At 67.6% G+C, this 1,528-nt stretch carries 3 protein-coding genes; 2 read left to right on the top strand and 1 reads right to left on the bottom strand.

Features of this window, described 5'->3' with window-relative positions; genetic code table 11:
• Positions 1-18: 18 nt before the first annotated feature.
• Positions 19-531, top strand: a complete 513-nt coding sequence (locus DBR34_RS14250; RefSeq protein WP_128097279.1) for a GNAT family N-acetyltransferase — start codon at positions 19-21, stop codon at positions 529-531.
• 22 nt (positions 532-553) lie between these two features.
• Here DBR34_RS14250 and DBR34_RS14245 read toward each other — a convergent pair whose 3' ends face one another.
• Positions 554-847, bottom strand: coding sequence for a zf-TFIIB domain-containing protein (locus DBR34_RS14245; protein ID WP_038686751.1), 294 nt, complete (start codon positions 845-847; stop codon positions 554-556).
• Between the two features lie 260 nt (positions 848-1,107).
• Here DBR34_RS14245 and DBR34_RS14240 point away from each other — a divergent pair, with 260 nt between their 5' ends.
• The gene (locus DBR34_RS14240) at positions 1,108-1,509 is read left to right on the top strand and encodes a response regulator (RefSeq protein WP_128097278.1); all 402 of its coding nucleotides are present in this window, start codon (positions 1,108-1,110) and stop codon (positions 1,507-1,509) included.
• Positions 1,510-1,528: the final 19 nt, after the last annotated feature.

Below are 1,528 nucleotides of genomic sequence, written 5' to 3'. Positions count from 1 at the left end.
CTTCCGTGCCCCCCTGCCATGTCCCTGCAGATCCGTCGCGCAACCCCGGTCGATGCACAGGCTGTGTCGGCGATCGCCATCGCCACCTACACCGAGACCTTCGGCGATTCGTACCCGCCGCAGGACCTGCACGCGTTCCTGGACGCGCATTACAGCCCGGCGCCGCAGCGGCGCGAACTGGAGGACCCGCGCAGTGCGGTATGGCTGCTGGAAGACGACGGGCGCGCGGTGGGCTATCTGGCCGCCGGCCCGAATACCCTGGCGCACGCCGACGCTGTCGACGGCGATATCGAACTCAAGCGTCTGTATGTGCTGGCCAGCCACCAGTCCGGGGGCCAAGGTGCACGCCTGATGGAGGCGTTCCTGCAGTGGCTGGATCACCCGGCACGCCGCATCCTGTGGGTGGGCGTGTGGTCGGAAAACTTCGGCGCGCAGCGCTTCTATGCGCGCTACGGCTGCGTGCAGGTCGGCACCTACCACTTCGTGGTGGGCGACAGCCGCGACCTGGAATTCATCCTGCGCCGGCCCTGATCAGACAGGGCCGGCACCTGGCTCAGAAATCGAACAGGTCCGACAGGAAGCCTTCTTTCTTCTTCTTGCGGTAGCCGTGCTGGTCGCCGTACTGCTGCTGGCCCAGGTGGCGGGTATCACGGTGCTGCACGGCCTGCGGCGGCGGTGGCGGCGTGGCGGCACGCACCGGGGCGGCCGCATCGGTGGAGCGCTCGATGATCTTGTCCAGTTCGCCGCGGTCCAGCCACACGCCGCGGCACTGCGGGCAGTAGTCGATCTCGATGCCCTGGCGCTCGGACATCACCAGCGCCTGGGTCTTGCATACGGGGCATTGCATCGTCGTGGCTCCATGGATCAAACCCCGACTCTACCCTGCCGCGCCTGAGCGCCGCGCAACGTGCGCATGACCGGGAGCCCTTGACCCATGCGCCCCCATGGCAACGGCCCGCGCCCTCTGTCACAGGGCTGGCCGCGCCGGGCAGGTATGCGCTGCTGCGGCGCACGGCATACGGCCCCGCCTGACGTGCACGATCCCCTCACCCGGTGCCGCCGCATACTTGCGCGCCATTCCGAACCACTGCCAGGGAACACTGCGTCATGTTGCTGTCCAAACGCCACGTTGCACCGCGCGTGCTGTTGATTGAAGACACTGAAGAAACCCGCGAACTCAGCCGCATGGTGCTGGAAAGCCAGGCCTGTGATGTTGCCGCCGTGAGTTCGGCCGAGGCCGCGCTCGGCCTGCTGCAGGCCGGCGAACGGTTCGACCTGGTATTCACCGATGTGTGCCTGGGCGGCGTGAGCGGCATTGAAGCGGCGCACCGCATCAAGCAGTACCAGCCCAGCCTGCCGGTGCTGGTGACCTCGGGGCTGGAGCCGGCCGATGTGCTGCCGCAGCTGCGCCCGGGCATCCACTTCCTGCCCAAGCCGTATTCGATGAGCGAACTGCTGGACGCCATCCGTGCGTGTTTCCAGCAGCAGGACGTCGGCCAGGCCGCCTGATCGGCGGTCTTCATCCGGT

The sequence above is a fragment of the Stenotrophomonas sp. HMWF003 genome (genome assembly GCF_003061285.1).
GTDB lineage: Bacteria > Pseudomonadota > Gammaproteobacteria > Xanthomonadales > Xanthomonadaceae > Stenotrophomonas > Stenotrophomonas maltophilia_AP.
Note: the sequence above shows the minus strand (reverse complement) of the source record. Positions and strands in the feature narration are given on the sequence as shown.

Coding starts and splice junctions, on each gene's coding strand:
- DBR34_RS14250 (WP_128097279.1), top strand. CDS start 19: ATGTCCCTGCAGATCCGTCGCGCAACCCCGGTCGATGCACAGGCTGTG.
- DBR34_RS14245 (WP_038686751.1), bottom strand. CDS start 847: ATGCAATGCCCCGTATGCAAGACCCAGGCGCTGGTGATGTCCGAGCGC.
- DBR34_RS14240 (WP_128097278.1), top strand. CDS start 1,108: ATGTTGCTGTCCAAACGCCACGTTGCACCGCGCGTGCTGTTGATTGAA.